The organism is Achromobacter sp. Root565 (genome assembly GCF_001427425.1).
Classification (GTDB): domain Bacteria; phylum Pseudomonadota; class Gammaproteobacteria; order Burkholderiales; family Burkholderiaceae_B; genus Achromobacter; species Achromobacter spanius_D.
Map to the genome: position 1 here is coordinate 3,329,386 of NZ_LMGO01000001.1, position 26,399 is coordinate 3,355,784.

General features: G+C 68.2%; 26 protein-coding genes. 20 read left to right on the forward strand and 6 right to left on the reverse strand.

Going from position 1 to position 26,399, the window contains the following annotated elements:
* The first annotated feature begins 23 nt into the window (after positions 1-23).
* Both ASD71_RS14890 and ASD71_RS14895 read left to right on the forward strand, forming a co-directional pair.
* On the forward strand, positions 24-1,688 hold the full coding sequence (locus ASD71_RS14890; RefSeq protein WP_056565277.1) for a CHAT domain-containing protein: 1,665 nt from the start codon (positions 24-26) through the stop codon (positions 1,686-1,688).
* Between the two features lie 33 nt (positions 1,689-1,721).
* Positions 1,722-3,053: a hypothetical protein gene (locus ASD71_RS14895; RefSeq protein WP_056565279.1), complete on the forward strand. Its 1,332-nt coding sequence runs from the start codon at positions 1,722-1,724 to the stop codon at positions 3,051-3,053.
* A gap of 30 nt (positions 3,054-3,083) precedes the next feature.
* Here ASD71_RS14895 and ASD71_RS14900 read toward each other — a convergent pair whose 3' ends face one another.
* From ASD71_RS14900 to ASD71_RS14910, 3 genes are all read right to left on the reverse strand, one after another.
* A complete protein-coding gene (locus tag ASD71_RS14900) occupies positions 3,084-3,860 on the reverse strand; it encodes a fused MFS/spermidine synthase (protein WP_056565282.1) in 777 nt (258 codons plus the stop codon).
* Between the two features lie 67 nt (positions 3,861-3,927).
* Entirely contained in the window at positions 3,928-4,347 is a 420-nt protein-coding gene (locus ASD71_RS14905) for a universal stress protein (RefSeq protein ID WP_056565286.1), read from the reverse strand.
* Positions 4,344-5,354, reverse strand: coding sequence for a TerC family protein (locus tag ASD71_RS14910; RefSeq protein WP_056565289.1), 1,011 nt, complete (start codon positions 5,352-5,354; stop codon positions 4,344-4,346). The genes ASD71_RS14905 and ASD71_RS14910 overlap by 4 nt, the downstream gene beginning before the upstream one ends.
* 147 nt (positions 5,355-5,501) lie before the next feature.
* On the opposite strand from ASD71_RS14910, the gene nhaR reads away from it, so the two are divergent.
* Entirely contained in the window at positions 5,502-6,431 is a 930-nt protein-coding gene (nhaR, locus tag ASD71_RS14915; protein WP_056565292.1) for a transcriptional activator NhaR, read from the forward strand.
* On the opposite strand, the gene ASD71_RS14920 is transcribed toward nhaR, so the two are convergent.
* Complete coding sequence (locus ASD71_RS14920) at positions 6,406-6,891, reverse strand: DUF2501 domain-containing protein (RefSeq protein ID WP_056565294.1); 486 nt, start codon at positions 6,889-6,891, stop codon at positions 6,406-6,408. The genes nhaR and ASD71_RS14920 overlap by 26 nt on opposite strands.
* Positions 6,892-7,579: 688 nt before the next feature.
* On the opposite strand from ASD71_RS14920, the gene ASD71_RS14925 reads away from it, so the two are divergent.
* Entirely contained in the window at positions 7,580-8,377 is a 798-nt protein-coding gene (locus tag ASD71_RS14925) for an alpha/beta fold hydrolase (RefSeq protein WP_056565296.1), read from the forward strand.
* A 36-nt stretch (positions 8,378-8,413) separates the two neighbouring features.
* Here ASD71_RS14925 and ASD71_RS14930 read toward each other — a convergent pair whose 3' ends face one another.
* The gene (locus ASD71_RS14930; RefSeq protein WP_056565298.1) at positions 8,414-9,451 is read right to left on the reverse strand and encodes an alpha/beta fold hydrolase; all 1,038 of its coding nucleotides are present in this window, start codon (positions 9,449-9,451) and stop codon (positions 8,414-8,416) included.
* 222 nt (positions 9,452-9,673) lie between these two features.
* On the opposite strand from ASD71_RS14930, the gene ASD71_RS14935 reads away from it, so the two are divergent.
* Complete coding sequence (locus ASD71_RS14935) at positions 9,674-10,486, forward strand: alkaline phytoceramidase (protein WP_156395146.1); 813 nt, start codon at positions 9,674-9,676, stop codon at positions 10,484-10,486.
* 4 nt (positions 10,487-10,490) lie between these two features.
* Here the strand turns inward: ASD71_RS14935 and ASD71_RS14940 are convergent, their stop codons facing one another.
* A complete protein-coding gene (locus ASD71_RS14940) occupies positions 10,491-11,255 on the reverse strand; it encodes a lytic transglycosylase domain-containing protein (RefSeq protein WP_056565304.1) in 765 nt (254 codons plus the stop codon).
* 279 nt (positions 11,256-11,534) lie between these two features.
* Here ASD71_RS14940 and ASD71_RS14945 point away from each other — a divergent pair, with 279 nt between their 5' ends.
* From ASD71_RS14945 to ASD71_RS15015, 15 genes are all read left to right on the forward strand, one after another.
* Complete coding sequence (locus ASD71_RS14945; protein ID WP_056565307.1) at positions 11,535-12,203, forward strand: response regulator transcription factor; 669 nt, start codon at positions 11,535-11,537, stop codon at positions 12,201-12,203.
* A gap of 4 nt (positions 12,204-12,207) precedes the next feature.
* Positions 12,208-13,761, forward strand: a complete 1,554-nt coding sequence (locus ASD71_RS14950; protein ID WP_056565309.1) for a HAMP domain-containing sensor histidine kinase — start codon at positions 12,208-12,210, stop codon at positions 13,759-13,761.
* 122 nt (positions 13,762-13,883) lie between these two features.
* Positions 13,884-14,087: a Flp family type IVb pilin gene (locus tag ASD71_RS14955; RefSeq protein ID WP_056566940.1), complete on the forward strand. Its 204-nt coding sequence runs from the start codon at positions 13,884-13,886 to the stop codon at positions 14,085-14,087.
* Positions 14,088-14,101: 14 nt separating this feature from the next.
* A complete protein-coding gene (locus ASD71_RS14960) occupies positions 14,102-14,632 on the forward strand; it encodes a prepilin peptidase (RefSeq protein ID WP_056565312.1) in 531 nt (176 codons plus the stop codon).
* 95 nt (positions 14,633-14,727) lie between these two features.
* A complete protein-coding gene (gene cpaB, locus ASD71_RS14965) occupies positions 14,728-15,699 on the forward strand; it encodes a Flp pilus assembly protein CpaB (protein WP_056565314.1) in 972 nt (323 codons plus the stop codon).
* Between the two features lie 69 nt (positions 15,700-15,768).
* Entirely contained in the window at positions 15,769-17,286 is a 1,518-nt protein-coding gene (locus ASD71_RS14970; RefSeq protein WP_056565316.1) for a type II and III secretion system protein family protein, read from the forward strand.
* A gap of 18 nt (positions 17,287-17,304) precedes the next feature.
* Positions 17,305-18,006 carry a CpaD family pilus assembly lipoprotein gene (locus ASD71_RS14975; RefSeq protein ID WP_056565319.1) on the forward strand — a complete coding sequence of 234 codons (702 nt, stop codon included), beginning with the start codon at positions 17,305-17,307 and terminating at the stop codon, positions 18,004-18,006.
* A 5-nt stretch (positions 18,007-18,011) separates the two neighbouring features.
* Positions 18,012-19,283, forward strand: a complete 1,272-nt coding sequence (locus ASD71_RS14980) for a hypothetical protein (RefSeq protein WP_056565322.1) — start codon at positions 18,012-18,014, stop codon at positions 19,281-19,283.
* A 28-nt stretch (positions 19,284-19,311) separates the two neighbouring features.
* Complete coding sequence (locus ASD71_RS14985) at positions 19,312-20,760, forward strand: CpaF family protein (RefSeq protein WP_082578898.1); 1,449 nt, start codon at positions 19,312-19,314, stop codon at positions 20,758-20,760.
* A 21-nt stretch (positions 20,761-20,781) separates the two neighbouring features.
* Entirely contained in the window at positions 20,782-21,765 is a 984-nt protein-coding gene (locus tag ASD71_RS14990) for a type II secretion system F family protein (RefSeq protein ID WP_056565324.1), read from the forward strand.
* Between the two features lie 22 nt (positions 21,766-21,787).
* The gene (locus ASD71_RS14995) at positions 21,788-22,729 is read left to right on the forward strand and encodes a type II secretion system F family protein (protein ID WP_056565327.1); all 942 of its coding nucleotides are present in this window, start codon (positions 21,788-21,790) and stop codon (positions 22,727-22,729) included.
* Complete coding sequence (locus ASD71_RS15000) at positions 22,726-23,691, forward strand: tetratricopeptide repeat protein (protein WP_056565329.1); 966 nt, start codon at positions 22,726-22,728, stop codon at positions 23,689-23,691. The genes ASD71_RS14995 and ASD71_RS15000 overlap by 4 nt, the downstream gene beginning before the upstream one ends.
* A complete protein-coding gene (locus tag ASD71_RS15005; protein WP_056565331.1) occupies positions 23,684-24,208 on the forward strand; it encodes a TadE/TadG family type IV pilus assembly protein in 525 nt (174 codons plus the stop codon). The genes ASD71_RS15000 and ASD71_RS15005 overlap by 8 nt, the downstream gene beginning before the upstream one ends.
* Positions 24,205-24,822 carry a hypothetical protein gene (locus ASD71_RS15010; RefSeq protein WP_056565334.1) on the forward strand — a complete coding sequence of 206 codons (618 nt, stop codon included), beginning with the start codon at positions 24,205-24,207 and terminating at the stop codon, positions 24,820-24,822. The genes ASD71_RS15005 and ASD71_RS15010 overlap by 4 nt, the downstream gene beginning before the upstream one ends.
* Complete coding sequence (locus ASD71_RS15015) at positions 24,819-26,369, forward strand: hypothetical protein (RefSeq protein ID WP_056565338.1); 1,551 nt, start codon at positions 24,819-24,821, stop codon at positions 26,367-26,369. The genes ASD71_RS15010 and ASD71_RS15015 overlap by 4 nt, the downstream gene beginning before the upstream one ends.
* Positions 26,370-26,399 lie beyond the last annotated feature (30 nt).

A 26,399-nucleotide genomic window follows, 5' to 3' on the forward strand; every position in this document is an offset into this window, starting at 1 on the left:
ATCCGGATCATGAGACAGCCATCATGGAACAAGACGCCGCCGGACCGAACTTCATTCTGCTGGCCAGCATGAACGACGAGCATGAGGACGACTGGGCCAACAACCTTGCCCAGTTGCATCGCCTCGTCCAGCAGTACCCCGCGATCGCGCCGTTCGTGGGCGCCGAGCTACGCCGCCGCACGTCGCTGGAAAGCGCCAAGACGCAGATCGAATCGTGGGACCTGTCCACGCCCCGCATCGAACCCCGGCTCGTCATCATCGACGCGCGGCTCGGCTCCACCGCCAGCAAGCGCGGCAAGCCCGGCGCGGCCGCCGTCGAGCTGCTGGAGTGGATCGCCGCGCGTTCGCCGGTCCCGCTGCTGGTGCTGGCGGTCGACCCGCCCGAACTGGTGCAGCGCTACGTGCTGGAGCGCCCCGAGGTCTTCATGTGGACCAACGACGCGAAAACCGGCGTCAACAGCGGTGCGGAGGTCGCCACCGTGCTGACGTGCCTGACGCCGCTGGCCCCCAAGCGCCGGCGGCGGCTCATCATCCGCGTGGGCGAGCACTCGATCACCTACCGCATCCAGATGGGGCGGCACGAGTATTCGTCGCAGGACATGCCGTACAAGGAGCGCGACCGGATCTCGGCGCTGGTGGGCCGCATCGAGACGTTCAGCCCCTATCTGGGCGAGACCAAGGCGCCGCAATGGCTCAAGGACCTGAGCGGCGTGGGCGAGGACGTGTTCAGCGCCATGGTGACGCACAGCCTGGGCGCGCCGGTCGCCAAGCTGATTCAGCGCGCGCGCGACGAGGAAGTGTCGCCGGGCGCGGGCGCGTTCGCGGGACTGGACCTGCGCTTCGAATTCAACCTGGCCAGCCAGGAGGTGTCGCGCCTTTTCAACCTGCCCTTTGAAATGGGCCGGGAATTCGGCGCCGACAGCGGCCGCTACCTGTGTTTGGAACTGCCGATGGCGCGGCGTCTGCATCTGGACGGCACGGCGCCCGCGCCGCGCTGGGAGCCGGACGCGCGCACGCCCGGGCAGCCAGTGCGGATGCTGTTCATGGATGCCAGCTCGGTGTTTGGCACCGTCACCTTCCGGCGCGAGGACGGCGGCCCACCGTTGCCGTCGATGGAATTCGGGCCGCTGCAGTCCGTGGCCAAGGAACGCGAGCACCTGGCCGAACTGGCCGCGCGCGTGCCCGGGCACCTGATCATCGACCACGTGCGCGCCGCGGACGAGCCCGGGCTCGTTGGCGCGGACCTGCAGCGCCGCATCGAGGAACGCCTGCGCACCGGCAACTACGACATCTTCCACTTCGCCGGCCATTCGGTGTCCGAAGGCGAAAGCACGATGCTGGTGCTGCCCGGCGAGGACGGCGAAGCCTGGCAACTGTCGATCCGGCTGATCGGCCAGTGGATGGAAGCGGGCAAGTGCAAACTGCTGGTGCTGTCCTCGTGCAGCGGCGCGTCGGTGCGCACCGCGCTGGAAGTCATGCGCGCGGGTGCGGCCGGCGTGCTGGCTTTTCGCTGGCAGGTCGAGGAAGAATCCTGCGCGCGCTACATCCAGCGCTTCTACGACGTGTACCTGGATGCGGCGCAGCCCAAGGACCTGGCGGAGGCCTACCGCTATGCGTGCAAGGCCGCGCAGGGCGACGCGGGCGACCTGCCGACGTGGGCATCGGCAATGGCCATCGTGCGCGACTGAGCGGGCAGCGGCCACGCCGCACAAGGAGCTGACATGGACGGTTTATTCGGGATGCTGCGCGGCATCGGCAACAAGGCGGCAAGCGGCGACGGCGCGGGCGCGCTGCTGCCCACCGTGCCCGCGGGGCGCAACTTCTACGCGGAGATCGAGCCGCCCGGCGGCACGCCCGCGCTGGCCGCCGGCGTCACCGGCGCCGCGTTCGTGCCCGGCCAGTGCTACTTCAGCGTCCGGCTGGTCGAAATGCGTCTGTGCGACGCGGGCAACTATCTCAGCCAGTTTCTGCCGCTGTGCACGTTTTTTCTGCGCTATGGCGCGGACGGCGCGCGGCGCGAGATTCCGTACATCGTCGGCTACGACCTCATCCAGCAGGCGCTGGGCGCGGCCGCGCCCGATGCCGGCGCTCGCCGCGTGGCGTTTCGCGACGTCTATGTCGCGCGCAATGTCCCCTACGCCAGCGACGGACTGGAGATGTACGCGGCGCTGTGCCGCTTCGCCGACAGCAGCCTTTCCCGCGGCATCCTGGATTTCGTGTCCACCGCAGTCACGATGCTGGGCGGCCCGGTGGGCGGCGCCATCGTCAAGACGGGCGAAAGCCTGCTCACGCCGCTGGCCAAGCTGTTCGGCACCGACGGCGTCAGCGTGCGCTTCGGCGTCTACGACGGCGACGCGCTGCGACGCAGCGGCTATCGCGTCCTGGCCGGCGCGGACTCGCAGGACAAGCTGTCGGGACTGCAACTCATCGACGGCGTGCTGCACCGCCAGAACGCGGCCGGCAAGCCCGAGCCGGTGAACGACGTGGATTATCTGGTGCTGGCCTTCGAGCAGCGCGCGACGCTGGGTGCGGACATGTTTGCCGCGGCCACCACGCTGCCGTTCCATCACCTGTGGAAGGACGTGTCCAAGGGCCTGATCGGCAACGACGCCACGGCCGCCAGCGCCGCCTACCAGTCCCTGTTGATTGCGGTGGCGGAATCGCCGCTGCTGATCGACGCGGACCGCTTCGCGCTGCTGACCGCCTATGCCGCGCAACGCGGCGCGTGGGAAGCTGCAAGCGAACGGTCGGGCCTGCGGACCCGCAGCGGCGGCAAAAGCCTGGCCACTGCGATGACCGACCGCGTCAACGCGCGGGGCAAGGCCGATCCGGTGGCGGAGCTGCTGAAGGCGGCCAAGAAGCACATCACGCCGCCGCCCGTCCAAACGGAAGGAACCGGGCCCGCGCCAAAGGTGCTGGACGACGATGCCGTCGCGCAGACGGTGTCGAGCCTGACGAAGACGCTCGGCGAAAAGGGGGGTGCGCCGGCGCCCGGCGTCCTGTCGCGCGCCACACGCGATTTGCTGTCCATCATGCTGAGCGACCCGGCGTAGCGCAGCACCCGGCGTCGCGTATTCCCCGGACTAGCGCAGCTCCAGCGTCGCCCCGATCACGCGCATCGTCGGCATCAGCTGGCGCCACGCATCCTTGGGCATCGCCGCCGGCCGCGTGAGCTGCGCGGCCGCCGGGTTTTCCAGCAGGTTGCCCTTGCAGGCGAACACGATGCTGTTCGTCATGTCGTCGTCGACCACCTCGAACATCGACGAGCCGAACGCGTCGCGCACGCGGTCCAGGTATTCGTGGTGCATGGGGTGATTGACGTGGAAGTTGATCACCAGGATGCCGTCGTCGCGCAGCGCGCGATAGCAGTCGGCATAGAAAGCGGTGGAACACAGGGCGTCCGGAATGCCGCCGGCCACGAATCCGTCCAGCAGGATCACATCGGCCTCGTCCGTCAGCCCGGCCAGGTGCTGCGCTGCATCGGCCTGGACCACCCGAAAGCGCTCGCCGTCCGGCGGCACCATGAACGCGTCGCGCAGCGCGATGACGGCGGGATCGATCTCGACCACCGTGGTGCGCGCCCCCGTCAGATAGCGGTGGCAGAACTTGGGCAGCGATCCGCCGCCCAGGCCCACCATCAGGATGTCCGCCGGTTCCGGCTTGAACAGCACGAAGCCCATCATCATCCGCGTGTATTCGATCTCGAGCGCATCCGGGTTGAGCAGCGACATGCTGCTCTGGATCTCCTGCTGCGTGAAATGCAGCGTGCGCCGGGTGCCGGCATTCTGGATAAAGGGGCGGTGCGGGGCCGCCGGCTCGTCGGAAACGGGCGAATCGGCGGGAACAGGAACGTCGGACATGGGCGCAGGTGCAAGGCGAAGAATCCGCAGAAGATACCACTGCCGCGCCCCCGCGGCCCGTGCTGCTTCACACCAGCATCACCGGACAAGGCGAGTGCGCCAGGATCCGCCCGCTGACCGAGCCCCGGATGGCGTTGACCAGCGGGCTGTGATGATGCGAGCCAATCACGATCGCCCCGGCGTCGATCTGCTTCGCATACTCGACGATCTTTTCCGGCGTAAAGCCGACGAACTCGTGGCATTCGTGACCGACGTTGGCGGCGCTCAGGATGCCAACCACCGATTGCATCGCCTTGCCGCTTTCCTCGTGGTGCCAGGCGGCGATGTCCTCCTTGTCGATGAAGGACTTCACGTCACCGCCCACGTCGGGTTCGCAGTGCACCACGTGCACGACGAAATCGCGGTTGAGCAAGGGACTTTCCACCAGAAATCGGGCTGCCGCATCGCTGTGCAGCGACCCGTCGGTGGCAAGAATGATCGTGTTCATGGCAGACCTCCGGTTCGTGACTTCCTGGCCTCGGTGCGCGCGGGCTTATGCGCGCCCCGTCCGGGCATCACCCAGCTTGCGCCAACCGACGCCAGCAGGATCACGCCAACCACCCCAAGCGACCAGTGCACCGGCACGTGGACCCATTGTTCGGCAAGCATCTTGCCGCCAATGATGACCAGCACCGACGCCAGGCCGTACTTCAGATAGTGAAACCGCGCCACCATGTCCGCCAGCAGGAAATACAGCGCCCGCAGGCCCATGATGGCGAAAATATTGGATGTGAAGACGATGAACGGATCGGTCGTCACCGCAAAAATGGCGGGGATGCTGTCCACGGCAAACACCACATCCGTCGCCTCGATCACGATCAGCACGACGAACATCGGCGTTGCGTACCGCAATCCGTCGATGCGCACGAAGAACGACTGCCCGTGATAGTCCTTGGTGATCCGCATGGTGGACCGCAGAAAGCGCACCAGCGGGTTGCGCGCGATGTCCGGCTGGCGGCCCGCGGTGAACAGCATCTTCAGCCCCGTGAAGATCAGGAACGCGCCCAGCACATAGAACAGCCACACGAACTGGGACAACAGCCACACGCCGGCCAGGATCATGCTGATCCGCATCACGATGGCCCCCAGCACGCCATACAGCAGCACGCGCCGCTGCAACTCCAGCGGCACCGCGAAGTACGTGAAGATCAGCGAAAACACGAACATGTTGTCCACGGACAGGGACAGTTCGATGAGGTAGCCGGTGTAGAACTCCAGCGCTTTCTGATGCGCGACAGCCCGGCCCAGCGTGGCGTCCAGATACCACCACATCAGGCCGCCGAACAGCGTGGCAAGCGTCATCCAGGCCGCCACCCAGCACAGCGCCTCGCGCGAGGACACGCGGTGTGCGCGGCGCCCGCCGAACGCATACAGGTCGAGCGCCAGCACAATCAGCACGAATCCCACGAACCCCGCCCACATCGGCAGCGTCGCAAAGGTTTCGACCCGGTTCATGAGAGGCGCCTCCTTCCATCGCGCCGCGACCGCCGCGCCATGGGAAACACGTACTTCCATCGCACAAGGCCAGTCTAGTGCGGGGCGATTCCTCCAACAATCCGCATTATGATGACCCGATAGTCAGATTTTTTGGATTGATCAGCCATGGTCACTCTCAACTACAAGCATCTGCGCTATTTCTGGACGGTCGCCAAGGCGGGCAGCATTGCCCGCGCGGCGCAGCAACTCCAGCGCACGCCGCAATCGATCAGCGGCCAGATCCAGGAACTCGAATCCACGCTGGGCACGGAGCTATTCCGTCGCGCCGGGCGCGGTCTGGAACTGACCGACGTGGGCCGCCACGCGCTGCAGTATGCGGACCGCATTTTCACGATGGGCGACGAGCTGCTGGACGACCTGCGCGAGCGGCCGGCGCGGCGCGCGCTGGAATTCAAGGTAGGCGTGGCCGAGGGGATGCCCAAGGCGATGGTGTACCGGATGATCGAACCCGCATTGCACCTGGACCAGGACGTGCGGCTGATCTGCCGCGAAGGGCGGCTGCCGTTTCTGCTGGCCGATCTGGCGGTGCATCGCTTCGACATGGTGATCGCGGATCGCCCGATGCCGAACAATCTGAATGTGCGGGGGTTCAGCCATCTGCTGGGGGAATGCGGGCTGACGTTTTTTGGATCGCGGCCGTTGCTGGAGAGCCTGCCAGGGAAGTTTCCAGCGCTGTTGGACCAGGCGCCGTTCCTCTTGCCTGGCGAAGACGCCGCCATCCGGCCGCGGCTTTTGCAATGGTTCGATGAGCACGATATACGGCCGCGCATCGTGGGGGAATTCGATGACAGTGCGCTGATGAATTCCTTTGGACAGACGGGAACGGGGCTGTTCGTGGCGCCGTCGGCGACGGCGGCGTATCTATGCAAGCAGTACCGCGTGCGCGCTATCGGGCACGCGGCGGACGTGAAGGAGCAGTTTTACGCCATCACGACCGACCAGCGGCTGGAGCATCCGGCGGTGGTGGCGTTGAGCCGTGCGGCGCGGGAGGATATTTTCGGACGTCCGGCTACAGGAACGACTTCGCGTGCTTGAGGACCTGATCGCACGCCTTGCGGGTCAGTTCCTCTTTCAGCCCGCCGCCGCTCAGGTCGACGGATTTGCCGTCGCTGCCGTTGAGCAGGCCTTGGAGGCCGGCCAGGTATCCCGAATCCGATTTGGCCTTCTGGGTGGAGCCGCCGCCGATCTTGCCCATCAGCTGATCTTTCAGGGCTTGCGCGTCGCCGCCGGCGAGGTAGTTGTTCTTCATGCAGAACTCGAGCACGCCGGCGGCGTTGCCGGCGGAGGCGGGGCTTAGCGATGACAGCGGGAGGCTGTTGCCGAGGCCTTGCAGGATGCCGCCTTGGGTTGAACCGCTCTGAGTCGACCCGCTCTGGCCCGCGCCCTCCATCTGTCCCTTTACGGCATCGAGCCACTGCGCGCTGGCGGTGCCTGCGTAGCCCTGCGCCGCGATGAGGGCGGCGGCGGCGGCTAGGTGGCGGTAAGGGATCTTCATGACTTGCTCCTGGTGCGGTAAATAACTGCGGCCATCGTAGTGGCGCAACGGCGAAAAGCGGCACGCGGGCAGGGCATGTAATGCGACAAATGATGTGCGTGCGGCTACCGTCCGCCGTGGGGCCGTAGCAATTGCATTCGTAACGTCACGGCTTTGATACTGGTGTGATGGGTCAGGTTGTCGAACGTCGCAGAGGCGGCGGGTGTGGTGTGTGGGTGGGCTTCGTGAGTTGTTGATCTTGCTGCCGCGAGGGATCTTCGTAGGTCGCCCGAGGCCGCGGTCACCATGGGCACGATCGCCCACGATTGCGGTCCGGAGCCTTCGCTCCGGACTGCCCCGTCGTCATCTTCGTCCGCCTTCGGCTCCCTTCAGATTCCCTCGGGCGCATCGACGGCGCTCGCACCCACGGTGACCGCGACGCCGTGCTGCCAGGGCCTTTGGTTTGCGCGCTGCAAGACCTGTGTGCAGGGAAGGAGATCTGCGGGGCCGCCGGGTTGCTGCCGCCCGGGCGGCGGCAACCCGGCATTCGGGTGTGTGGGCGTCTTGGCGGTGTGCGCTGCGCGCTTGCGGGGTGTTGTGCTGCAGCGCAGCGCCTACGCTACTATTTCGCACTGACCTCGGGAGCGGCTGGCGTGCTGCCGCCGCATTCATGATGCGTCCCGTGCCATCTACTTCGTGAGAACCCTTGATGTCGTCCGTCGAATTTCAAGATGTCTTCGTCCCGGCCGCCGGCGGCCAGCTTTTTGTGCGGCGCTGGACGCCCGCTGCTTCCGCCACGCCTGCCGGCAACGGCGTGCCGATCGTGTTGATGCACGATTCGCTGGGATGCGTGGAACTGTGGCGCGACTTTCCTGAGCGGCTGGCGGGTGCGACGGGCCGCGAGGTCATTGCCTACGATCGCCTGGGGTTCGGCCGGTCCGACCCGTACAAGGGCACGCTGGGCGTGGACTTTGTGGTGCGGGAGGCCATCGAGGGGTTCCGCGCGGTGCGCGAGGCGCTGGAGCTGGATCAGTTCGCGGCATTTGGGCATAGCGTGGGCGGCGGCATGGCGATTGCCAGCGCGGCGGCGTATCCGCAGTCGTGCCGCGCGCTGATTACCGAGTCTGCGCAGGTTTATGCCGAGGAACGCACGCTGGAAGGCATCCGCCAAGCGCGCGAGTCGTTTGCGCAGCCGGGACAGCTGGACCGCCTGAAGAAGTATCACGGCGAGAAGGCAGCCTGGGTGCTGAGCGCGTGGATCGACACCTGGCTGTCGCCGGACTTCGCGGACTGGACGCTGGATCCGCAGCTGGCGCAGGTGAAGTGCCCGGCGTTGGCGCTGCACGGCGACAACGATGAATACGGTTCCACGGTGCACGCCCAGCGCATTGCGCAGTTGGCGGGCGCGCGGCCGGTCATCTTCGAGAGCTGCGGCCATGTGCCGCACCGCGAGATGCCCGAGCAGGTCCTTGCGGCCGTCTCGGGCTGGCTGCCGCGCGCCGGCTGAGCGGCTCGTGGTGTCGCGGTGTGACGCGTTGGCGCGTTACAGGCGCGTGACGCGGAGGACCGCGTCGGCGAACGCCTTCGGCGCCTCTTGCGGCAGGTTGTGGCCGATGCCGACGCCCACGTCGATGTGCTGGTATTTGCCGGTGAACTGGCCGGCGTAGGCGGCGGGTGGGGGATGCGGCGCGCCGTTGGCGTCGCCTTCCATCGTGATCGACGGAATACCGATCTTGGGCAGTTGGGCCAGCCGTGCCTCGAGCGCGTCGTATTGCGTCTCGCCCTGCGCCAATCCCAACCGCCAGCGGTAGTTGTGCACCACGATCTCGACGTGGTCGGGGTTGTCGAAGGCGCGCGCCGATCGCGCGAACGTCGCGTCGTCAAAGCGCCATTGCGGCGAGGCCAGTTGCCAGATCAGCTTGTTGAAGCTGTCCACGTTGGCGGCGTAGCCGGCAGCGCCGCGCTCCGTGGCGAAGTAGAACTGGTACCACCATTGCAGTTCGGCCTGCGGCGGCAGCGGTTTGCGGTTGCCTTCCTGGCTGCCGATCAGGTAGCCGCTGACCGACACCAGCGCCTCGCAGCGCTCGGGCCACAATGCGGCCATGATGCACGCGGTGCGCGCGCCCCAATCGAAGCCGGCGACGACCGCCTTGCGGATCTTCAGGGCGTCCATCAAGGCAATCATGTCCACGGCCACGACGGCCTGTTCGCCATTGCGCGGGGTGTCGGGCGACACGATCCGGGTGGTTCCGTAGCCGCGCAGATGGGGCACGATGACGCGGTAACCGGCGGCCGTCAGGCGCGGAACGACGTCGATGAAGCTGTGGATGTCATAAGGCCACCCGTGCAGCAGGATGGCGACGGGGCCGTCGGCGGGGCCGGCGTCCACGTAGCCCACGTCGAGCGTGCCGGCGCGGATCTGCCGGATGTTGCTGAACGTGGGGACAAGGCCTTGCGGGGCCTGCGCTACGGACTTGGCGATTGCGTTGCCGCCGAGCGCGAGGCCCAGCAGGCTGGCGCCCGCCAGCGAAGAAGTGGTTCCCAGCAGGCGGCGCCGCTGGACGTTGACCGGTTCCGACATGGTGATGCTCCAGAAAGTCTTGTTGAAGGGGACATGACTGCTGGACGTCACTGTGGCGCAGAGCGCCGGGCGTTGGGTGTCGGCATGTACGCGCCGCGCGGGCGGATACACAACGACATAAAAAACCTGCGAACCGCGCGCTGCGAGGGCTGGAGGCGGCCGGGCGGCGCCTTTACTATCACTGCTAGCCGGCACACCCCGCCTGCCGGGGGATGAACCCGCATGAGCACTCGATCTGCAGCAACGACGTCCGCCCCCCGTTCGCGCCGCGTGCTGCCCTGGACAGTGGTGATCCTGGTGGCGCTGGGCCTGGCGCTCTACGGGCCGATTCCCCAGCTTGAGCACTATCACGACTTTGCCGACAAGCGCGCGTGGCTGGGCATCCCCAACGCGGGCGATGTGCTGTCCAACCTGGGTTTTGCGGTGGTCGGCTGGTATGGCTTGGCGCTGGTCCTGCACTCGCGCCGCCACCCTGCGCTGGATGCGATCCGGCCCGGCTACACGGTGTTCTTCCTTGCCCTTTTGCTGACCGCCTTCGGGTCCGGCTGGTATCACCTGGTGCCGGACAACGCGCGCCTGATCTGGGACCGCCTGCCCATCGCGCTGCTGTGCGCCGGCATCCTGTCCGCCGTGTGGCGCGAAACCGTGGGCGACGGCCGCTGGGTCGACGTGCTGTGGACCGCGCTGGCGGTGGGCAGCGTGGCGTGGTGGTGGTACACCGATCACACGTCAACGGGCGATCTGCGTCCGTACCTGTTCGTGCAGTTCATGCCGCTGGTGCTGGTGCCGCTGCTGCAATGGCGCAACGGCACACCCATGCGCGAACGGCTATATTTTGGCGCGGCGATCGGGTTCTATGTGCTGGCCAAGGCTGCCGAGCTGCTCGATCATCAGATCTACGACACGTTCGCGTTCCTCAGTGGCCACACCCTCAAGCACTTGTTTTCCATGGTGGCGGGGCTGATGGTGACGCTGAACTTCGCGCATCGCAAGCGCGAGGCGGATGCAACCGTCCTCCCGTTCCCGCCGGCCTGAACCGTTACCGCTTGCGCGGCGGCACCACCATGAAGCCTTCCTCGAACTGCCTGACCGCCTTCTGATCGCCCTGGATCGTCCACATGGAAGGGGTCATGCCGGTGTTGTCCGCCAGCACCGCGCGCGGCGGCGACGCTTGCGGCGATATTGACGCTGCCGGCTGATAGGCCGACATGATCCGGCTGACGTAGTTGCGCGTCTCTTCAAAATTCGGAATCCGGTTGCCGGCGCGCTGCACGGCGCCTTCACCCGCGTTGTAGGCGGCCAACGCCAGCTCCAGGTTGCCGTCGTAGCGGTCGAGCAGGGCGCGCAGATAGCGGCTGCCGGCATCGACGTTCAAATCCAGCTTGCGCAGGTTGGCCTGCAGCACATCGTCCGTGCCGGGCACGCCATATTGGCTGCCGGTCGCGGGCATCAGTTGCATCAAACCGACGGCACCCTTGGGCGACACCGCCCGCGTATCGAAGCCCGACTCCGCCTGTGCCACCGCGTGCAGCAGGGCGTAATCCAGCCCGTGACGCTGCGCGGCCTGTTCCAGCGCCTTGCGGACTTCTGGACTGGGTTCGGCGGCACGGCGCGCGCCGCGGCCGCCTGCCGACATATCGCGGAACAGCAGCCGGTAGCTGTCGTCGAGCGCGGTGGGCGCAAAGTGCGCCATGCCTTGCGCGTCGAACGACACGTAGACATCGGCGGCAAGGGTAGCGGCGGCGGGCAGCGATAGAAACACCGCGCCCAGCCAGCGGCGGCTTCGCAGAAGAAATGCGGACATGGGAGCAGGAATCAGCCACGGCGCGCTTCAGCCGCCAGGCTATCGGATCAACAGAACGAAGCGAATTCTACAAGAATAACAATCATTCTTATTTACAATAAGATTAAATCTTGTTAACTTTTAGCCCGTTGCTGTTGCGATATGAATCGTGATCCCATAAGCGCCTGGCTCGAAGGCGCAAGCCACACGGCTTACCGGGATGAATTTCTGATGCGTGCGGCATGAGAAGTTCGGCGACAAACGCTGGCGGAATGAAGTCACACGCGAGCGAGGAAATTCATGCGGATACTGTTAATCGAGGACGATAGCAAAGTGAGCTATTGGCTGGCCAGCAAGTTCCAGGCTAGCGGCCACCAATGCGTGCCCGTCGACTCCGGCGAGCAGGCGCTGATCGCCCTGGACCGTCAGGTGTTCGACATTGCCGTCCTCGACCGCATGCTGCCGGGCATCGACGGCATCGAGGTGCTGCGCCGCCTGCAAGGCCGTCCGCACCCGCCCGTCATCATCCTGTCCGCCGTCGACCAGGCCTCGGATCGCGTCGAGGGGCTGCGCGCCGGTGCGCAGGACCACATCGGCAAGCCCTTCGACTTTCTGGAGCTGATGGTGCGCATGGAACTGCTGGTGCAGCGGCACGACGCCACGCCGCCCAACACCGCGCGCCTGTGCGTGCAGGATCTGCAGATCGACCTGCTGCGCCGCAAGGTCACGCGATCCGGCCGCGAGATCAGCCTGACCGACAAGGAATTCCTGCTGCTGCGCACGCTGGCCGAGCACGCCGGACAGACCGTGCCGCGCGGCATGCTGCTGGAGAAGGTGTGGGGCCTGCAGTTCGATCCGCAGACCAACCTGATCGACGTGCACGTCTCCAAGCTGCGCTCGAAGATCGACAAGGACTTCGCGCAGCCTTTGCTCAAGACCGTGCGGGCCATGGGATACGTGCTGAGCTGATCCGATGAATACCGTGCCGTTCGATTTTCCTGAGACCTTGCGGGCGCTCAGGCAGGGACCGTTTTCCCGCCTGTTCGGTTCATGGCGCACGTTCTGGCGCGACGGGCGCGTGCCCGAAGCCGCGTCGGAACCGCCGCCCACGCGCACCACCAGCCATTTCCGCTACACCGCGTGCTTCGCGTTCATCTTCCTGCTGGTCACGCTGGGTTCCATCGCCTGGGGCCAGAATCTGCTCGAGCACGTCATGGTGCGGCACGTGAAGGACATGGTCGCCGCCGAGATCCGCGCGCACCAGACGCTGAGCAGCCGCGACAGCGCCTCGGACCTGGCGCGCGCGCTGCGCCAGCGCGAAGCCGCCGTGCCACGCCGCGAGCGCGCGATCTCCGTGCAGGCGGCGGACGGCAGCCTGCTATACGGCGCCGGGGAACTGCTGTCGCCGCTGATGTGCCGGGGCGGGCAGCAACCCTGCCGCGGCTGGCTGCGCGCGTCGCTGACGACGGGCGAAGGCTCCAGCGAATGGCTGGGCCACGCGTCGCTGCTGCCCGACGGTGGCCGCTACGTCATCGCCTACGACATCCTGCCGATGCTCAACCGCATCTATCCCGTGCCGCTGGTCGTGGGCCTGAGCGTCTTCACGGCGCTGCTGCTCAGCCTGGGCGCGGGTCTGCTGTTCAGCATCGGCGCCGCCAACCGCGTCACGCGCATCCGCCAGACGATGGCGCGGTTTGCGCGCGGCGACCAGAACGCGCGCGTGTCGCTGCATGGCAGCCAGGACGAGTTCGACGAACTTGGACACGACGTGAACCAGGCGCTGGAACGCATCGGCTTCCTGATGGAAGAGGTGCGCAATGCGACCAATCACATCGCGCACGAGCTGCGCACGCCGCTGACGCGCCTGCAGCAGCGGCTGAGCAACGCCGCCGAGTCGATGCGCAGCAACCCCGCGGCGGAAGCGGAGATGGCGCTGGCGGAAGAAGAGGTCCGGCGCATCCTGTACCTGTTCCGCACCGTCATGCGCATCAGCGAGGTCGAGACGGGGCGCTGCCATCACGAGCCCGCCGAGCTGGACATCCGTGTCCTGCTGGCCGATCTGCACGACTACTACGACGTGCTGGCCGAGCAGCGCGGGCTGGTGCTGCAGACCCGCATCGAGGACGATCTGCCGTTGATGGGCGACCGCGCGCTGCTGTTCCAGGCGCTGGTGAACCTGGCCGACAACGCCATCAAGTACGCGCCGTCAGGCACGGTGGTCACGCTGCTGGCGCGGCGCCGCGGCGCCTGGATCGAGCTGGGCGCCGCCGACGAGGGCCCCGGCATCGACGCCGACCAGCGCGGCCAGGCCGTGCAGCGTTTCCGCCGGCTGACGCGCGACCGGACGATCTCGGGTCATGGCCTGGGCCTGGCGCTGGTGCACGCGGTGGCGGCGCTGCATGGGGGGTCGCTGGTGCTTGCCGATAACGATCTGGACGCGCATGACCAGGAAGCGCGCGCCTCCTCGCGCGGCCTGCTTGCCGTGCTGCGCCTGCCCTGTAGAAGCGCGGCCGGCAGGAGTTCCTGAACGAGTCTTAATGATTCGCGGGTTGATCGCTAGCTGCAAATGAATCCTAATATCGTCTGCGCAATGACGGCTGTCAAAGCCTTCGTTTTTTCCTTCACGACGATTCTTTTTTGGACTTTTCCGTGACCTCCCGCATCCAACAATTCCTTCGTGACGAAAGCGGCGTGACCGCAATTGAATACGGCATCCTCGCCGCCGCCATGGCCGCCGCCGTGGGCGTGATCTTCGGCTCCGACGGCGCCTTCATCACCGCGCTGCGCGACAAGTTCGGCGCCATCGCCAGCGACATCACCGAAGCCGGCACCGACGCCCGCTCGGGCGGCTGATCGCCGGACGTTTCGTGGCGTACTCCCTGCCCAGCATCATCCTCCTGCCGGCCCTGGCCTGGGTGGTGGTGTCCGACCTGCTGTATCGCCGCATCAGCAACCGTCTGGTGCTGGCGTTGCTGCTGGCATGGGTCGCCTATGCCGGATGGACGCTGGCGCAGGGCAACCCCGCGCTGCGCGCATCGCTGACGACCGGCATCCTGGCCGGCGCGGGCGTGCTGGTGGCCGGGTACTGCCTCTTCGCGATGCGCTGGATGGGCGCCGGTGACGCCAAGCTGATGGCCGTGCTGTGCCTGTGGCTGGGCGAACACACCTTCGTCTTCCTGATCGTGACCGCCCTGGCCGGCGGCGCGATGGCCCTGGCGCTGCCGCTGCTGCGCGCGCTGGAACGGGCGCTGGCGCTGTTCCTGATGCGGATCAACGTCTGGCTGTCCGGCCTTGTCATTCCCACGCCGCACGCCCTGCGCGACGAGCCCATGCAAGGCATTCCCTACGGGCTTGCGATTGCCTGCGGCGCGGTCTTCGTGCTCTGGAGCGCCAGCTAGCTTTCACCCAGGCACGACCATGCGCCGACGGCGCGCCATCAGGGGTCAATGCGCACCTTTGATGCAATTGAAAAGACAAATCACTCCTATTTGCTATGAAGACCCGATCATTGATCCTGCTTGCCTCGGCGATCGCGCTGGCCGCGGGAGCGGCCCTGGTGGGCCGCGCGCTCATGCGCCCGCCGCCTCCCGTGACCATCGTCAAGCAGGTCGAGGCGCCGCGTTCGCCGGTGCGCATGGTGCTGTCGGCGGCCGGACCGCTGGCGCCCGGCGACTTCGTCGCGGGCCGCACGCTGGCGTGGCGCGAACTGCCGGCCGGCGAGATCCGGGCTGAACACTACACCGCCGACACCGACGAGGAACGCCGCAAAGTCGAGCGCACCGTCGCCGGTTCCACGCCCCGGCGCGCCCTGCAGGACGGCCAGCCGCTGACGCGCGACGGGCTGGTGTTCAGCGGCGATCATGGCTTTGTCGCCTCGGTGCTCAAGCCCGACATGCGGGCCGTGTCGATTCCAGCCAGCGCAGTCACCAGCAACTCCGGCCTCGTGTCCGCGGGCGACCGGGTCGACGTGATCCTGCACTTGGAACGCGACACGAGCCAGCCGCCCCTGCCCGGCCAGCCCGACACCTCGTTCACCGCGCTGGCGTCGCAGACCATCGTGCGCAACGTGCGCGTGCTGGCACTGAACGGCAACCCGGCCGGCATCGCGCCCGCCAGCAATGCGGCCGCCGACGCCGCCGCCGCGGACAAGAAGGCCACGCCGCCACGCAATTACTACGAAAGCCTCACGCTGGAAGTCACGCCCCGCGATTCCGAGCGTCTTGCGCTTGCCCGCGAGGTGGGTCTGCTGCAGCTGGCGTTGCGCAGCGCGCAGGCCGATACGGTCGACCAGCCGCATGACGTCGTCACCGCGGTCACGCGGGTCAACGACGCGACGGACATCTTCAACAAGCCGCCGCGCCAGCCGGTCGTGGTGCAGACGTTCAAGGGCGAACAGCAGAAAGCGCAGACCTTCGACAAGGCGGCGCCGCAAGCCGCGTCCGCCCCGCAACCCGCCGCCCCGTAAACCATGCGCCCCCAACGCCTGCCCGCGGCGCCGCCCGCGCTTCCCATTGCCCCTACCTCCGTTCACGCCATGATTCACAAGCAGCCCCGCCGCGGCGCGGCCCTCCTGTTGCCCCGCCTGTGTCTGGCCGCGCCGCTGTGCCTGACCGGCGCCAGCGCGCTGGCGGCCCCCGCCGCAGTGCCGAACGAGCGTCCCGCGGTCGACGTCAAGAACAACCCGACGGCGTTGCCCGCCAACCTGAAGAAGATCGCGCCGACCGGCGAAATCACGCTGCACGTGCGCGAAGGCCAGTTGCTGAAACTGAAGTCCGATGCGGCCAAGGTGCTCGTGGCCGACCCGCGCGTCGCCAGCTTCCAGGTGCCGTCACCCAACAACATCTTCGTCTTTGCGCAATCGGTCGGCACCACGACGCTGTACGCGCTGGATGCGCAGGACAACGTCATCGCCGCGATCCGCGTCGTGGCCGAACACGATCTGTCCACGCTGCGCGCGCAGATCCTGCGTTCGGTGCCGGGCGCGGACATCGAGCTGGAACCGTCGCTGAACAACCGCATCATCGTGCGCGGCAACGTGCGCACGCCGATCGAGGCGCGCCAGATCGTCGACCAGGTGCAGGCCTATCTGGACGGCACGTCCGCCGGCGCGCAGGGCGGCGGCGGGGCGCGCGGCGCGGGCAACACCCGCGACGGCGTCATCAACCAGCTCAAGGTGGAGTTGTCGTCGCAAATCAACATCCAGGTGCGCGTCGTGGAAGTGTCGCGCACGCTGTCGCACGAACTGGGATTTGACTGGGCCGCCACGCTCAATTCCGGCAGCGGCGCGTGGGGCATCATGACCGGCAGCGCCGCGCGCGGCTTCGCGCCCGCCACCGACACCATCAATCCGTCGCTGTTCGATTCGGTCACGGGCAAGAACTTCTCCAGCCTGATCCCCGGCCGCACGACGTCGACCTTCGCGGCCGGCGGCATGACCACGCGCGGCCGCTTCACCATGGGCGGCCTCATCTCGGCGCTGTCGGCCGAGGGCTTCGCGTCGGTGCTGGCCGAACCCAACCTGACCGCGATGTCCGGCGAAAGCGCGGCATTCGCGGCGGGCGGCGAAGTGCCGATCGTCATCATCACCAACAACAACGTGCAGATCGACTTCAAGTCGTACGGCGTGATCCTGCGCATGACGCCGACGCTGCTGTCCGCCAACCGCATCAGCTTGCACATCGCGCCGGAAGTCAGCGAGCTGACGGAAGACGGCGCGGTCACGCTGCAAGGCATCTCGATCCCGGCGCTGAAAGTGCGCCGCGCCGACACCACCGTGGAACTGGCCAGCGGCCAGAGCTTTGCGCTGGCCGGCATGCTGCGCTCGACGCAGGCGCAGACCGTGTCCGGCGTGCCGGGGCTGAGCAGCATTCCGCTGCTGGGCCGGCTGTTCGAACACGAGGTATCCGCCAAGGACGAGACCGAGCTGGTCATCCTGGTCACCGCAAACGTCGTCGACCCCGTGGCGGCCGGCGAACTGCAGGTGCCGGGCCAAGGCCTGGCCGGCATCGACGACCTGCTGCCGCCGCAAGCCCCCATCGGCTACCTGTACTGATCGCGCACGAGACACGCCATGGACTACGCCAAGACCCCATCCCCGAATCGGCGCGCGCTGCGCCGCCTGATGCCTGCCGCTTCGCTGCTGCTGGCCCTGCTGCTTACCGGCTGCGGCACGCAGTTGAACGACATGCGCGCCAAACGCTTCGGCGCCGGCCAGGCCGCCAATACACCGACCGTGGCGCCGCGCGCCGTGGCGCTGGCGCTGCAGGCCGCACCGGACGGCAACGGCCTGACGGCCGACTCGCTGAACGCGGCCAATGAACTGCTGACGCGCCAGGGCCGCATCGACGCGCAGGTGCTGACGCTGACGCCGTTCAACGCGCGCGGCGAAGCGCTGGCGCAACGCCTGGCGCAGGCCCTGGCCCGCAGCGGCGCGCGCGCCCCGCGCGTCGAGTCCGTGCCGCGCGACGCGCAGCGCCTGGCTGACGCCGCGCAGGCCGGCTGGGACCTGGAACTGCAATCCGAAGCGCTGACCGTGCAGGCCACGCGCTGCACCGTCGCCAAGCCCAACGACTGGACGATTCATCCGTACTACGGCGTCGGCACGCTGGGCTGCGCGAACCGCGCCAACCTGGCGCGCATGGTCAGCGATCCGCGCGACCTGTCCCGGCCGCGCGCGCTGGAGGGCGCGGACGGCAAGGCGGCCGCTGGCGCCATCGACCGCTACCAGACTGGCGAAATCCGCGACCTGATCGACATCGACTTCGACAACTGACGGCCATGAGCAACACGACACCGACCCGCAACGGCGCGCCCACCCCGGGCCCCGCCGTCTTTGCCGCCCAGGCCGACCTGGCCGTCATCGGCGAACAGCTCGTCCGCCTGCAACGTCCCGCCTGCGCGCTGCAAGCGGGCGGTCCCGCCGCCGCGGCCGCCTGGTGCGCCGCGAATCCGCTGCCCGGCGTGCTGCTGGCCGACATCACCGGCGAGCCGCACCCGATCGCGGCGCTACTGGAGCTGGCGGCCCTGACCGGCCCCGCGTGCCGCATCGTCGCGCTGGGCGACAAGCAGGACGTGGACCTGTACCGCCAGCTGCTGCAGGCCGGCATTTTCGATTACCTCATCAAGCCGCCACGCCTGGATGTGCTGGCCGACACGCTGGCACGCGCCGACGACGATGCGCCGCTCGGACAGGGCGGCGCCGCGCGCGCCGGCCGTTCCGCCGCCATCGTGGGCGCGGCCGGCGGCCTGGGCGTCAGCACGCTGACCGCCTCGCTGGGCCTGTGGCTGGCGCATTCGCGGCAGACGCCGACCGTGATGGTCGACTTTGATCGGCGCAAGGGCGACCTGCCGCTTCTGTTGGGCCTGGAAGCCGACGCCGGTCTTGCCAGCCTGCTGTCCGCCCCCGACATCGACCCGCGCCTTCTGCAACGCACGCTGCTTGCCGCTGGCCAAGTGCCCGCGCCGCAACAGGCGCAGCCGGCCGCCCGCCTGCAATTGCTGGCCCAGCGCCCCGGTCCCGAAACGCCTTTCGACCCCGAGCGCGCGCTCGAGATCGGCGGCGCGCTGTGCCAATGGTTTTCGCTGTCGCTGTGGGATCTGCCGTCGCACCGTCCCGGCGGCGCGGACGAAGTGCTGGCGCATGCCGACATCCGGGTCGTGCTGACCGAGCTGACCGTGCAAGGCGCGCGCAACACGCATCGCCTGCTTGCCGAGCTGGGCGAAGGCGGCGCCAACCAGCGTCTGGTGCTGGTGGCCAGCGACGCGCGCCAGTCACAGGCCGCCGCGCTGACCGCAACGCAGTTCGAGGAATTCGTCGGCCGGCGTATTGACCAGCATCTGCCCTACGCAGGCCAGGCGCTGGCCGCCAGCCTCTTGAAAGGCCCGCTGTCGCCGCAGGCCGCGCCCGCCTATGCCCAAGCCGTCGCGCAGCTTGGCGCGCGCATCCTCGGCCTGCCCGCGGCCGCGCCCGCCGCCGAGCAAGGCGCGCTGCAACGGCTGCGCGCCTGGCTGAACCGCTCGGCCCCGGCCGGACGCGCGGCGCGCGCCTGATCCCTGCCAGACACGACAGACCGACATCATGCTGCCCCGCCGAAAGCCCGCGCCTTCCTCCTTCCCTTCAGCAGCCGCCGCCGCGCCGGCCATTGCGACGCCCATTGTTGCCGCTACGGCCATCCCGTCCCCGGCCGCCGCGCAGCCTGCACCCACGCCCACCGCACCCGCCGCGCCGGCCGCCCGGGCACCGCAGCCCGCCCCGCGCCCCGTCGCCGTTGCCGCCCCGCCCAACGCCGAAAGCACCGCGCAGCGCCGCGTGATCCGCAACGAGCTGTTCGAGCTGATCGACCCGCTCAAGGCGGCGGCCATGCCGCGCGACCGGCTGCAGGCGCAGATCGACGCGCTGATCCGCCGCATCTGCGACGAGCAGCGCCTGCAGCTGTCCGGCCAGGAAGAGGAACTGATCGCGCGCCAGATGCTGGACGAGATGGTCGGCGTGGGTCCCATCGAGCCGCTGCTGGCCGACGACTCGGTCAACGACATCCTCGTGAACGGCGCCAACCAGATCTTCGTCGAACGCTTCGGCAAGCTGGAGCTGTCGTCCATCACCTTCATCGACGAAGAACACGTATTCAACACCGCGCAGCGCATCGCCGCCCGCGTGGGCCGCCGCATCGACGAAGCCAACCCGATGGTGGACGCCCGCCTGCCCGACGGCAGCCGCGTCAACGTCATCACGCATCCGCTGGCGCTGGACGGCACCACGATCTCGATCCGCAAGTTCATGCGCCGCGACCTGTCGCTGGAATCGCTGGCGACGCGCGGCGCGATGTCGATGGACATGGCCGTTCTGCTGCGCCGCGCGATGGAAGCGCGGCTGAACATCGTCGTGTCGGGCGGCACCGGCGCCGGCAAGACGACGCTGCTCAATGCGCTGTCGCAGAACATCAGCCCGCTCGAACGCATCATCACCATCGAAGACGCGGCCGAGCTGCAACTGCAGCAGGCGCACGTCATCCGCCTGGAAACGCGTCCGGAAAGCGCCGAAGGCGGCGGCCGCGTGGACCAGCGGGATCTCATGAAGAACGCGCTGCGCATGCGCCCGGACCGCATCATCCTGGGCGAAGTGCGTGGCGGCGAGTGCTTCGACATGCTCCAGGCCATGAACACCGGCCACGACGGCTCGCTGTGCACCGTCCACGCCAACACGCCGCGCGATGCCCTGATGCGGCTGGAAAACATGGTGATGATGGCCAACATGCAATTGCCGCTGGCCGCCATCCGCCGCCAGATCGCCAGCGCCGTCGACCTCATCGTGCAGATCGAGCGCATGCGCGACGGCGCGCGGCGCGTGGTGTCGATCATGGAAATCTGCGGCATGGAAGAAGAGGTGATCCAGACGCAGGAGCTGCACGTCTTCCGCTCGCGCGCCGGCTCGACGGCAACGCAGGTGCTGGGCGAACACACCGGCAGCGGCCTGCGCCCGAACTTCTACACCGAGAAGTCGCACCTGTTCGACCAGGATCTCGCCTGACGGCGGCAAGGCAGCGCGGACATGCTCGACCTCTTCACCCTGCTCATATTCCTTCTGGTGTTCATCGGCTTTTTCGCGGTGCGCGCCAACAGCCGGCGCCAGCGCCGCGAAGACGCGATGGCCGCCCGCTTGGCGGCCCTGCGCCTGCAGATGCAGCGCGAGAGCGGCCTGGCGGCCGCCGTGCTGCAATCGCCCGATTCCATCGCGCTGCCGGGTCAGGACGACCTGTTGCCGCGCTGGCCGTGGCTGGGTCAGCGCCTGGCGCGCCTGCGCGACGGTCTCCGCGCGCTGGGCTGGCTGCCCAAGCTGCGTGAGCGCATCCTCATTTCGGCCGCCGTCGCATTGATTGGCGCCCTGGCGCTCGTGCGCATGACCGGCACGCCCTTCGTCCTGGCGCTGCTGGCCGCGCCGCTGCTGTGGGTGGCGCTGTGCTCCATGCTTTATCAACAGGCCATGACCAAGCACCTGGCCGCGCTGGCACGCAGCCTGCCCGAAGCGATCGACGGCATCACCCGCATCTGCCGCTCGGGCGTGCCCCTGCAAAGCGCGTTCGGCATTGCCGCCGATCACCTGCACGGCCCGCTGGCGCCCGAGCTGCGCGAAATCGAGAACTGGCTCAAGCTCGGCGTGCCGCTCAAGCAGGCCATGCAGTCGTCCGCCCAGCGCGTGCCGCTGCCCGAATACCGCTTCTTTGCCGTCATCCTCATCATCAGCCAGGAATCGGGCGGCCGGCTCGGCGACACGCTGGAACGCCTGTCCGCCACGCTGCGCGCGCGCGCCGAACTGGGCATGAAGGTGCAGGCCAAGACGTCTGAGGCGCGTGCCTCGGCCAAGATCGTCGCCCTGCTGGTGCCGGGCGTGCTGCTCTACATGTACCTGAACTCCCCGGACGACTTCCGCTTCATGTTCAACGACGCGGCCGGCGTCAAGGTGATGATCTACGCCGCCGCCAGCGTTGGGCTGGGCCTGTTCATCACCCATCTGATGGTCAAGCGGATCCGCTGACCTCGCCCCGCGACTAGCTGCCATGCCCCTGTTATCCGATCCCCTGGCGCCCCTGCTGCTCCTGGCCTTCATCGCCGGCATCGTGCTGGCCGTCTGGCTGCTGCGCGCCGAGTCGCGCCGCAATCCTCTGCACGAACGGCTGGGCCGCCGTGGCCGAGGCGCCATTGAGAGCACGGTCTCCATCGCGCTGGACTCCAGTTCGCCGCTGTCCCCCGTCGCCCAGAGCATCGCCACCTTCGGCATGAAGCTGGCCGGCACCGAACAGGACCGCCTGGCCACCGAACGCCTGCTGGCCCAGGCCGGCTGGCGCCGCCCCGAGGCCAGCGGCCTTTTCATGGCCGCCAAGTACGGCAGCGGCGTCGTGCTGTGCGCGCTGGCCCTGTGGCTGCTGACCAGCCCGCAGACACGATTCGGCCTGACCGGGCTGGCCGTGGGCCTGATCTCGCTGTTCGTCGGCACCACCTTGCCCGAAGTGCTGGTCAAACTGCGCGCCGGCCGGCGTCACGAAGCCCTGGCCCGCAGCATGCCGGACGCGCTGGACCTGATGGTGATCTGCGCCGAAGCCGGCCTGCCGTTTCCGCGCATCCTGAAGGTGGTGTCGCGCGAACTGGCCTTCAGCGCGCCCGCCATGGCCGACGAACTGGCCTTCACCAGCGCCGAGCTGCAACTGCTGCCCGACCGCGCCGCCGCGCTGCGCCACCTGGCCGACCGCACGCGTGTCCCCACGATTGAAAGCATGGTGGGTTCGCTGGTGCAGGCCGAACGCTATGGCACGCCGCTCGCGCAAGCGTTGCGCACGATTGCCGAGGAAAGCCGCAGCCGCCTGATCCTCGAACTGGAAGAGAAGGCCGGCAAGCTGCCCGCGCAGCTCAGCGTTCCCCTCATGACCCTCATCCTGCCGCCGGTGGTCGCCATCGTCGCCACGCCCGCGCTCATGCGCGTTATCCGGACCCTGATGCAATGATCGCAACGCTTCCCCTGTTCCCGCTGCCCGCCATGCGCCTGACCCGCGCCGCCGGCGTCCTGCTGATGGCCGCGATGCTGAGCGCCTGCAGCACGTTCACGAAGACCGATTCCGCCGCCGCGCCCAGCAGCCGCAACCTGTTGACCCAGTCCAGCGGCAACACGGCCTCACCGCGCCCGCTCGCCAGCAACGGCGACGCGGCGGCCGAAGGCCTGAAGCTTGCGCGCCTGTTGCGCGACCAGGGCCGCTACGAAGGCGCGGCCGGCGTCTACGCCCAGCTTGAACAGCGCGGCAGCCTGAAACCGCTGGAGCTGCTGGAATACGCCAGCGTGGCCGCGCCCACCCAATCGCCGCGCGACAACCTGGCGTTGTTCGGCCGTGCGCGCCGCGCCCTGAACGAAGCCGGCACGACGCTCACCCCCGCCGCGACGGTCACGCTGTGCAACGGCCTGGGCCGCGCCCGCATGGCGCTGGGCCAGCGCGACGCCGCCCTGCAGGACTTCGACTGCACGCTGGCCGCGGACCCCAACAACGTCGCTGCGCTGAACGCCAAGGGCGTGCTGCTGGACGCCAGCGGCGACCACGCGCAGGCCCGCAAGCTGCTGGCGCACGCATGGGAACTGGATCCCTCGGACTTCCGTGTCCTGAACAACCTGGCGCTGTCGCACCTGGCCAGCGGCGACGCGCAGGAGGCGATCCGCCTGCTGACGCAGGCCGACGCGGTCCAGCTGCCGACGCTCAAGCTGAACCTTGCCTTCGCGCAGGTGCTGCAAGGCGACGAAGGCGCGGCCCGCAAGACGCTCGAAGGCATCATGGCGCCCGCGCTGGTGCCGCAGGCGCTTGCCGACTTCACGCAGCGCCGCCAGCGCATCCGCGACGGCGCGGCGGTGGGCAACGAACTGATGGCCGCCAGCCGCCACGTGCTGCTGCTGCGCGAGAAGGAGGCAAACGGCAATGGTTGATCACGCTTCCGGCGCGCGCCGGTTCCTGCGCGGCCAACGCGGCTCGCTGTCGGTCGAGGCCGCCTACGTCCTGCCCGTCGTCATCGCCGCCGCGATGATGTTCATGGAGCTGGCCAACATTGGGCTGACCATCAACATGGGCGCCAGCGCGCTGGAACGCGCCGTGCAGCAGTTCCGCCAGGACGGCGCGGCGGGCATGCAGGACGGCGGCGCCATCGAGTCGCTGGTGCGCACGCGCATGGTGGCGGCTTCGCACAACTACCTGGACGACGAGAACATCGCCACCGTCGAGGTCGAACGCTTTGCCTCGCTGGACGCGATGGGCGGCGGCGCCGAGGACGAGACGCAGGCCGCGGCCCTGACCAACGTGCCCGCGTGGCGCATCGAGGTCGACGTGCGCAAGGACTTCATCACGCCCCTGCCGCGTCTGCTGGGCGTGGACAGCGGCGCCTTCCGCTACCGCTATCAGCAGGTGCTGGCCTACCTGCCGCAACGCAACCAGGAATCGCAGCCGTGACCGCCGCCCCGCGTCCGCCCCGCCACGCAGCAGCGCCGCGCCGGCGCCAGCGCGGCGCGCTGGCCGTGGAAGCGGCGCTTGCCCTGCCCATCCTGCTGGGCGTCGGCATGATCGGCGCCGACATGCAGCGCATCCACAGCGAGCGCATCCGCGTGGAGAACGCAGCGGGCGCCATGGCCCTGAACATCGCGGCGCAACCCGTCCTGACCGCCGCCGGCGTCGACGTGCTGGCGCAGCTTGCCATGCAGGGCCACGAAGACATGCAGCAGCTCATCATCCTGAACGTGCTGGAGTCCGGCCGCATCGCCTGGGCGCTGCAACGCGGCGGCGCAAGCGACCTGTGCGACGCGCCGGCCTCCGGCGGCCAGTACACCGGCGTCCTGCCGCAAGACCGCCCCGACACAGGCGAAAGCAACGTCGACAACAGCACCATGTCGATGATCGTGGTGAAGGCTTGCCGCGACACCGCCGACATTTCCATCTGGGCCGGCATGCCGCTGCCCGACCTGCTGCAGACGGCCGCCGTCTTCCGCGCCACCTCCCGAACCATCACGCTGGATGAAACGCTGCGCGCCGAAAGCGTCGCTTCCGGCCTGGCCTACGCCCAACCATGAAGCAACGTCCCGACCGCGTCCTCTCGCTGGCCCGCCAACGCGGCGCGTCCGCCGTATTCCTGCTGCTGTTGATCGGGGCCGTCGCCGCCCTGGCCGCCTATGCCTCGGACGGCACGCGCATGACTGCCGACGCCGCGCAGCTCAAGCGCGCCACCGATGCGGCGGCGCTGGCGTCCGCCGCGGCCTATGCCAAGTCTCGCGACGCCAACATCCAGGAGATCGCCGAACGCTACGTGGCGGTCAACCTGGGCATGGACCGCGCGCAACTGGGCCGCGCGCTGTCCGTCCGGGCCGAGACCATCACCAAGAACGACATGCCCGGCACGCGCGTCACGGCGACATTCGAAGCCGCAAGCATGCTGTCGCAGACGCCGGACCAGGCCGTCACGGTCGCGTCGGCCGCCGTGTCGCGCCAGCGCTCGCTGGAAGTGGCGCTGGCGCTGCCCAACTCGCTGGGCGAAGACGCGAACAATCTGGCCGCGCTGCGCCGGCTGGGCAAGTCGTTTGCCGCGCGCCTGCTGGAAGACGCCGACAGCGCCTGGCTTGCACTGGTGCCCTATAGCCAGGCGGTCAGCGTCTACGATCCCGCGCAGTCCAACCGCATCCGCAACTGGAGCAAGCCGGGCGCGCTCAACCCCATCGAACTTACGTCGTTGTTCCGCTCGGGTTACGCGGGCCTGGCCGACCGCCGCATTCCCGACCGGCGTGCCAACCTGCTGTGCATGTACCGCGGCCTGAACCGCGGCGACAACTACTTCTGGACCGAACCGCCCTCCGGGCAATTCGGCGTGTACTACCGCCACGACCTGCCCGAGAACGGCAGCCCGGGCGCCCCGCCCATCCGCTGGATCGGCCCCAATCCTTTCTTTGGCCAGGCCAACGGCGTGAACGACACGCGCTGGATGGTCGCCGACCGCGGCTGCCCCCACGCGGCGCTCCTGCCGCTGACCAACGACCAAGGCAAGATCGGCGAACGGCTCGACGAAATGAGCACGCGCTTCAACACCAACCATGCGATCGCGATGGGCTGGGCCGCCATGGCGCTCGCGCCGGCGTTTCGCGGCGGCGCCGGTTGGGGATTGGAGGACGATCTGCCCCGGGACTTCGACGACGGCACGGGCGATCGCGTCAAGGCCATCGTGTTCCTGGCCAATTCCACGGGCCAGCGCTGGTTCGACACGGACTCCTACAACGCCTACGTCGGCCAGAAGATCGATGGCGATTCGGACAACGGCGGCGGCGAGGACAACGTCGTGACCGAACGCTTTTCCCGGCTGTGCAGCAGCTTCCGCGCCCGCGGCCTGAAGTTCTACCTGATCGTCACTGGCAATGACGAAGAGACGGACGAAGACGGCCAGATCCGCAGCGCGTCGGACTTCCGGCGCATCGCAGGCCCCGGCCTGGCCGTCTGCGCCGAAAAGGGCTCGGACCAGATCTATCTGTCCGGCAAGGACTTCACGGTCTCCGAAGGCCGCATCCAGAGCCGGCTCGACGACATCGTCGACGAGCTGCGCCAGCTCGCAGCACTGACCACGCTCGTCGAATAAGCCTATCCACGCCTCCTCACATTCGTTCCA